At 60.4% G+C, this 8,238-nt stretch carries 5 protein-coding genes and 1 pseudogene; 3 read left to right on the forward strand and 3 right to left on the reverse strand.

All coding sequences use genetic code 11. The features are described 5' to 3' along the window. Nucleotides 1-48: 48 nt before the first annotated feature. A pseudogene (locus V2I08_RS19990) lies at nt 49-246 on the forward strand (hypothetical protein); the annotation flags it as partial. 117 nt (nt 247-363) lie between these two features. Here the strand turns inward: V2I08_RS19990 and V2I08_RS19995 are convergent. From V2I08_RS19995 to V2I08_RS20005, 3 genes are all read right to left on the reverse strand, one after another. Then, complete coding sequence (locus V2I08_RS19995) at nt 364-684, reverse strand: 2Fe-2S iron-sulfur cluster-binding protein (RefSeq protein WP_025549965.1); 321 nt, start codon at nt 682-684, stop codon at nt 364-366. Between the two features lie 80 nt (nt 685-764). After that, complete coding sequence (locus V2I08_RS20000; protein ID WP_043154041.1) at nt 765-1,982, reverse strand: NAD(P)/FAD-dependent oxidoreductase; 1,218 nt, start codon at nt 1,980-1,982, stop codon at nt 765-767. Nucleotides 1,983-1,994: 12 nt separating this feature from the next. Further along, nucleotides 1,995-3,251: a cytochrome P450 gene (locus tag V2I08_RS20005; protein WP_033964744.1), complete on the reverse strand. Its 1,257-nt coding sequence runs from the start codon at nt 3,249-3,251 to the stop codon at nt 1,995-1,997. Between the two features lie 1,142 nt (nt 3,252-4,393). On the opposite strand from V2I08_RS20005, the gene V2I08_RS20010 reads away from it, so the two are divergent. Together V2I08_RS20010 and V2I08_RS20015 are read left to right on the forward strand one after the other, a co-directional pair. Then, entirely contained in the window at nt 4,394-6,907 is a 2,514-nt protein-coding gene (locus V2I08_RS20010; RefSeq protein WP_349636520.1) for a LuxR C-terminal-related transcriptional regulator, read from the forward strand. A 194-nt stretch (nt 6,908-7,101) separates the two neighbouring features. After that, a complete protein-coding gene (locus V2I08_RS20015; protein ID WP_025549969.1) occupies nt 7,102-7,977 on the forward strand; it encodes an alpha/beta fold hydrolase in 876 nt (291 codons plus the stop codon). The last annotated feature ends 261 nt before the right edge of the window (nt 7,978-8,238 follow it).

Here is an 8,238-nt window from a genome sequence, read left to right on the forward strand (position 1 = left end):
TCGATGACTTTATCGACGATCCCGAGCTCGCCGCGCGCTTCAAGGCCCATAAGCCGCGGTAACAATCGGACGGTTACGGTACAGCACGGTTTCTTCGATGTGGATGAGCGGCTTGCGGCATTGTCGGCGGCGGGCGACCCGCTGGACCGACTGAGTGCGGTGGTAGACTTCGAGCTGTTCCGGCCGGTGCTGGATGCGGCCCTTGCGCGGTCGGATCGCAGCACGAACGGTGCCTCGCCCTGTGACGCCCAACCCGTCAAAACCTCTGTGCAGAGGTACTAGCGGACTACCTGTTCTCGGGGCGCCGTGCAGCCGGTGCGCTACAGTAACGCACCGGCTGAAACAGTGAACGGAGACGCCGGTTTAGTGCTGCGATTGCGGGGTGCGCACGACCAAGCCTTCGAGATCGCCGGACACGGTGATCTGACACGCCAACCGCGACGCGGCGGTGACACCCTCGACCATCTCCAACATCGAGCGCTCGGCCTCGCCGATTTCTGGCAGTTTTCCCGCCAGCGGACCCTCGATGTAGCAGTGGCAGGTCGCGCAGGCGCAGGCGCCACCGCAGTCGCCGTCGATGCCGGGCACTAAGTTGTCGACCGCCGACCGCATCAGCGACTGGCCGTTTTCGGCATCAACGCTGCGCTCGGTTCCGTTGAATTCGATGAAAGTGATCTTGGTCACGTTGTAACCCTTTTAGTGTTGATCCGCATCATGCGGAAATTCGAAAAAATTGGGGATGCGGCACTCGGCCGCGTATGAAATCATACCGCCAGCGCCTTTGCTTCGATGCTGTCGTCACCCAACTGCTGCGGCGACGGCGCCTTGCGGTCCCAGATCCAGCGCTTGGCCAGGGTGAACTCGGCCGGCCGGTTGACGGCGTCGACAGCCAGTAGCCGCCCGTCCTTTAGGTAGAACGCCGCAAACGAGCGCATCGCCATGTTGCCCCGGATCACGACCTGGTCGTAGCCCTGACTCAGACCGGCGGTCTGCAGCTTGAGTTCGTACTGATCGGACCAGAACCACGGCACCTGGTCGTACGCCAGCGGTTTACCGCAGATGTCAGCCGCCGCCGTTTTGGCCTGCTCCAGAGCGTTGTGCACGGATTCAAGACGCAAGCGCCGACCGTACAGGCGGCTCGGATGGTTGCTGCAGTCGCCGACCGCATAGACCCCCGATGCCGACGCCCGGCAGAACGCGTCGACGACGATGCCGTTGTCGCAGTCGATCCCGGCCGCCTGCGCCAGCTCGACGTTTGGCAGCAGGCCGACACCGGCGGCGACCAGATCGGCCTCGATCCGGTCACCCGCCGTCGACACCACCACCGCCTTGCCGTCCCGGTCCTCGATCGCGCTGACCGCGACACCGGTGCGCAGATCCACACCAGCACCGCGATGAACGTTTTCGAAGAAGCCAGCGACCTCCGGGCTGGCGACGCGCGCCAGCACCATCGGCGCCATTTCCAGGACGACCGGCCGCAGCCCGTGCTTGATCGCGACTGCCGCCACCTCCAGACCGATGTAACCGGCGCCGACGATGACGATGCACGCGCCCGGAACGAAGCGGGGACGCATCGCGTCGACATCGGCGATCGTGCGCAGATAGTGCACGGCCGGGTGATCCGCGCCCGGACACGGCAACGGCCGCGGCCGGCCGCCGGTAGCCAGGATCATATGATCGTACGTCAGTTGCCCTCCGTCCGACAGCGTCAGGCTACGGCGCCCCGCGTCGAGGCCGGTCACCTCGATGCCCAGACGCACATCGACTCCCGCGCCCTCGTAGAAGGCGGACGGCCGCATCAGCAGGCGCTCGCGCGGCAACTCGCCGGCGAGGTAGGCCTTGGACAGCGGCGGCCGCTGGTACGGCAGGCTCTGTTCGGCCGTGACGAGGGTGATGTCCCCGTCAAAGCCACCCTGCCGCAGGCTGGCCACCGCCTGCCCACCGGCGTGCCCGCCGCCGACGATCACGACGTTCGCGCTCATTGCGTCGATCGCTCAGGCATTGATCCGGACCGGCAGCGCCTCGAAGCCCTTGACGAAGGTCGAGAAAACCCGGCGCGGCTCGCCCACGACCTCGATCTGCCCGGGCTTCGGCCATCGCTTGAGCGTTTCCTCCCACAGCACGCGCAACTGCATCTCCGCGAGGCGATTGCCGACACAGCGATGGATGCCGAAGCCGAACGACAGGTGATGACGCGGATTGGCACGGTCGATGATGAACCGGTCGGCGTTCTCGATCTCGTCGCCGTCACGGTTGCCCGAGACGTACCACATCACGACCTTATCGCCCTTCTTGATCTGCTTGCCGCCGAGTTCGAAGTCTTCCAGCGCCGTGCGGCGCATGTGCGCCAGCGGCGTCTGCCAGCGGATGATTTCCGATACCATCGACGGAATCAGTGTCGGGTCCGCGCACAACTTGCGGTATTCCTCCGGATTCTCATTGAGCGCGAGCAGGCCACCGCTCATCGAGTTGCGGGTGGTGTCGTTGCCGCCGACGATCAGCAGCACCATGTTGCCCATGAACTCTTCCGGGCTCATGTTGCGGGTGTTTTCCGAGTGCGCCAGCATCGACAGCAGATCGGGCTGCGGATCAGAGTTCGCACGCTCGTTGAACAGCTTGGTCATATAGGCCCCGCACTCTTGGATCTCCTTGATGCGCTGCTCTTCGGTCTCGACCCCGCAGGTGCCGAGTTCGCAAGTCGTGACGTCTGACCAGTGCGTCAGCTTGGTGCGATCCTCGAACGGGAATCCGAACAGCGTCGCCAGCATCTGCGCGGTCAGGTTGATCGAGACGCGCTCGACCCAGTTGAAGGTCTCACCGACCGGCAGCGCATCGAGTGCATTCTGGGTGCGCTGACGGATCAGGCCTTCGAGCTTGGCGAGGTTTTCCGGCGCGACGATCGGGGTCACCGTCTTGCGCTGCACGTCATGCTTGGGCGGATCCATCGCGATGAACATCGGCAGCGACGCCGCCGCATTGTTGTCCATGATCGTGATGCCGCCGGAGCGGGACGCGGACGAGAACACCTTGTGGTTGGTTTCCACGCTCATGATGTCCTTGAACCTGGTGACCGACCAGTACGGCCCGTACTGGCTGTCATTGCAGTAGTGAACCGGATCTTCCTTGCGCAAGCGCTCGAAGTAGGGCCACATCATGTTGTCGCGGAACAGCGCCGGATCGGCGACGTTGATCCTGTCCAGCGGAATCGAATATGCATCGGCGCGATCGGCGGTCGCAGCAGCCTGAGTCATCTCATGGTCTCCTTCTGAGTCATCTCTAGTCTCCTAGTCTTCTTTTTGGGCGCAGCGGCGGGCTTCGATACCAGCAAGGTGCTGGCGCCGGTTCGGTGGACGGATTTCATGCGATGGTGCTCATCCGGCGTTCTCCTCATCCCATTGGAAGACACATTCACTGTGTTCTAAAATCAGTTCTAATTGACAGTCCTCAGCGAATGGGGTTCGGCAAGGCACGGAACAACCCCACTAAAGTGTGGTTTTCAACCCCTCCCCTTCAGGCCCCCTTATGCTTGGAGCAGGCTCGCAGGCGCGGCGGGTGCTTTGACATCGCGCGCGAGGCGCTCGGTTTGGGCGAGAGGGCTTCTGTGAGCCGATCGGACGCGCATGTGGTGATCTTTGGCGCGGGCCACGCCGGGGGAAACGGTCACCGCCCTGCTTCGTCAATATTGGTTTGAGGGAGCCGTAACGCTGGTCGGCGAGGAACTCATCGCGCCTTATCATCGCCCGCCGCTGTCCAAAGCGTGGCTCCGGAACGTCCCGGCGCCGCATCGCCCCCCTTGAAGCCGGTGGAATTCTGCGCCGGACACGGCATTGGCCTCCGACCTGGTGTTCGCGCGGAAAAGCTGACGCGTCAAACCAAGGCAGTTCAACTCTCGACGGGCGAAGTCCCGAGCTGGGCAACCCGCCTTCGCCCTGAAGGAGATCGCGGAGATCGCAGCCTAACTAACAGCCGGAGATTGAAAGTTGATGACACGGACACTGCCTTGAACGCATACGAACGGCGAGTGAGGGCCTGCGGTCGGCCAACCCAATCGGCCCAAAGCCCACACTAAAGAGTGGTTCTGGATTGCACACGGGCGGCCTGCTGCTATAGTTCCGCCCCGATGACGCATGTAAAAACAGACACAGCATCTGCGAAAGTGAGAGGCATTCGAGCGGATGAGCCTGCGTCGACTCATCCGCTCGGATTTGAGATGCGGCCTCGGGAGACCGACTCTAGCCCGCGACAAAGGGCACAGCCTCCCACAGGCTCTATCAATGAGCGAGTGGCGTCGTTGGCCTCCGGATGCCTTTCGCGCCCTCGCCTCTTCGCTGCCGAAAAGCCGACGCGCTGCTATCTCCTTCGCGCGCCTCAAGGTTACGGAAAGACTGTCGCGATGGCACAGCATTGGGCCGATCGTCGGCAAGCCTGTGCTGCGGCGGCATGGGTTTCCATCAAAGAATGCCGGGGCGATCTGCAACTCCTCGCGGACCGTATCTGCGCGCAGCTCGCCGCTACCCAAGAGGCCGGCGGCCACGACACGCCGCCCCCGCTGCGGCCGAGAGAATGTCCTCGCAGCCTCTATGACCTCGCCACTTGGCTATGGGAGACCAAGGATCGACTAGGATCGAAGGTTCTCATCTGTTTCGATGATCTCGAATTTGATCTGCATTCGATAGACGAGATCGAGGCCTTCATGCTGGCGACGCCAGCCGAAGTGGAATTCATCGCGGCAAGCTCGGCAGACATCGGCTTTGCGCGCATGAAAGCGCGACGAGAAACCCACGAGCTAAGACATGACGCGCTTGCCTTCAATTTCGACGAAGCAAAAGCAGTCGGGCTCACCGAGGAAAGGCGAGCAGCCTCAGAAGTTGAAACTTATTCGCTTTGGAAGCGCACCCAAGGTTGGCCAGAGATATTCTGCCTTTTGATGCAAGCAGCATCGGAGAACCACTCAACCAATCGCCTTATAGTCAACGGCATCACAGGCGTAGATATTGACTTGGATAAATATTTCCGGAGCACAATACTACACTCACTTCCTAATGATATTCGAGAATTTTGTCTCTGCTCCTCCATTCTTGGATCGGTATCAGCAGAATATTTCAACCATGCGTTCCAACGAAACGATGCGGCTTATTTTATTGACAAACTTTCCACCGAGCAGATGCTTCTCCAGCCTCTGGACCGATCGCAGACAGGTTATGAGTTCCACCCTTTGCTTCGCGAATTTCTAGAGCACAGATTCTCGGTGGAAAACCCCGGCTTGAAGCCGAACCTGCTCGCCCGCGCCGCCCAATGGCAAAGACAAAACAACAACATTCGCGACAGCATCAATCTCTCCTTACGCGCAGGTGAGAACGAATCGGCCGCTGATGTCGCGTCTGAAAATATGATGGATATTGCGCTGCGGGAAGGCGAGATAGATCAAATCCAGTTTTGGCAAGGCAGTTTTTCCGCTGCTGTTATTTCGGGTTCTCCAACAATCGCCCTTGGCCTGGCCTGGGCCCAGATTTTTAGTCACGACCACCGGCGGGCGAGTGGGCTGTTGGCTGATTTGCGGGCCACGGAACTTAGCGGTCTTGATCAACAAGTACGCCGACAAATAGAGTGCTGGTGCGACCTCATCGAAGCCATCGGAGAAGCAACCGGCGACAATCTGTCGGAAAGTCGGCGTCAGTGCGAAGCCTGGATGAAAGTCTATAACGAGGCGGACCTCGTCAGCAAAGGTGCTGTGCTCACCTGTCTTTGCTTCCTTGCGGCCAGCGAGCACCGGTTTGGTGATTTAAGGACACTGTCCTTGGAGACGTCATCGGTAAACAACATCGCGGATCACCACTACGCACTGGGATGGCTTTACGGCGCCATGATTCTCGCCGAGCTTTCAAGAGGAGATATGCGCGCAGGTGCTGCCTTACTCAAAAAAGCGCGCGGTGACGAAAATGCTCAAATCAACACGACCCCTTTCTCAGTAAACCTTCTGAACACGCTGGAACTAGAAATTCAGTACGAGGCGAACCAACTTGACGGCATAGAAGCACACGTCGACGAGATTCTTGATTTTGTACGGCGGCATGGCATTGTCGATTTTACATTCTCGGCCTATCGCACCGCTGCAGCAATTGCCCGCTGCAAGGGCAATCCAAAACGTGCTGCCGAGCTTCTTAACGAGATGCGCGTGATAGCGGGAGAATCTGGTTTCGTCCGGCTTGAGGTCCTGGCGCGACTGACGCTCGCGGATATGTTCGTTGCAGAGAGCGCGGAGCAGGCGCTCTCCACCTTGCCGAACCACAATCACCCAATTTTTCTCTCGACACATGGACCGTATCTCCGCGCACGGCAATCGCTTACGGAAGCGCGCATTGCGGCGCGACAGGGGAAGTTTCACATTTCCAACCGCTTTGCAAACGTCGCTCTAGACCATGCACGCCGATTTGAACTTGGCCGGCTGGAGGTTGCGGCGTTACTCTGCACCGCCGTTGCTTGTGCCGGGACAGGAAGATCGGCCGTGTCTGAACAGCGCGTAGCCGACGCGATCGCCATTGCTTCGCGACTTGGATGTTATCGCACATTCCTCGATGAACGGTGGCATCTGGAAGCGCTTGGACCCATCTCGACGCCACTGTTAAATCTGATTCCGAGCGAGGAGGAATTGGGGCGTCGAGAACCCGCGCCCGGCGACTATCGCGTCCGCTCGCCGAGAAGCATAACTTCGGTTGTGCTCACGAGAAAGGAACTGGCGATGCTTCAAAGGATAAGAGAAGGTCTCTCTAATCGTGATATCGCGTCCAAGCATCGCATAAGTGAAGACACCGTCAAATGGCACATTCGCAATCTATTTGCCAAACTGGCAGTCAAGAACAGAGTCCAAGCGCTGCTGGAATCGGAGAGGCTCGGAATTCTACAGTAAAACTACCCGCGACCATGAGCGCTACACGATTTCAGAGGTCGTTCCTTCGCCAGGTCACCCTCCGGTTCCGCTTCGCTCCACCTGCAGCCAACACTGGCGAGGGAGACAACGATGCGCTAATACTTAAGCGGGACCGCCCGGTAGAGGCGATCGAAATGCGGGCTGTCGGGTCGGGCGCAGAAATGAGATCACCTATGAATGAACCAAGCCGAGCGATCTTCAGAACAACCGATGGCCTCGACCTCGCCGCAGATATGTATGGTCGGCCAACGCGCGGCTCAGTACTCATGGCGCACGGCGGCGGCCAGACACGGCATGCCTGGGCCAAGACGGCGGCGGCGCTTGCGGATCGGGGCTGGGAAGTGGTCACGCTCGATCTTCGCGGCCACGGCGAGAGTGGCTGGTCACCGACGGGCGACTACGGGATTCAGCGGTTCTCGGAAGATCTCGCGGAGGTCGCGCGCGCGATGGGTGGCCGTCCGGCGTTGATCGGCGCGTCGCTCGGCGGTCTCGCCGGACTGTACGCGGAGGCCGAGATCGCGCCCGGGGGTTTCAGCTCGATCACCCTGGTCGACATCGTTCCGAACATGGACCCAGACGGCGCCGCCAAGGTCATGGAGTTCATGAACGCCCATGTCGCCCAGGGATTTGGCAACCTTGAAGAGGCCGCAGACGTCATTGCGGCCTATCTACCTCACCGACCGCGGCCAGCGGATCATTCTGGACTGGCCAAGAACCTGCAGCAGGGCGATGACGGGCGGTTCCGCTGGCATTGGGATCCCGGCGTTGTCTCTGGCATGCAAAGCTGTCGATCCTTGCGGGATGCCGACGCGTTCCAAGCCCGATTGACCGGCTTGACGCTTCCGGTGCATCTCATCAGGGGTCGGCTGAGCGAGTTGGTTTCTCGGGAGGCGGCGGAAACCTTCGTCGCGCAGCTTCCGAACGGAAAGTTCACCGATGTCGCCGGCGCGTCGCACATGGTGGCTGGTGATCGCAACGACGCCTTTCTCAGCGCCGCGGTCGGATTTCTTGAGCGGCTGGACCGGCAGACGCGAGCCTATGACGGCTGAAGCCTTACCGAACGTCTTCGCCCTGACTCCTCTCGACCCGAAATTCAGAGCCGATCCCCATGATGCGCTCAACGACCTGCGAACATGTTGCATCGTGAATTGCGATGAGGTTCGTCCTCCTCGTGTGAGGATCGGCTCGGCCCACCCGAGCAACCCTCGGATCACCAGTGTAGGGCGAACCACCTCTAACCCGTCTTATGCACCGGGGGCACGGTTTTGGGTTGGCGATCGTAGCGTAACTATCTGATTTGGTTTAGAGAA

The sequence above is a fragment of the Sphingobium sp. MK2 genome (genome assembly GCF_040170545.1).
Taxonomy (GTDB): domain Bacteria; phylum Pseudomonadota; class Alphaproteobacteria; order Sphingomonadales; family Sphingomonadaceae; genus Sphingobium.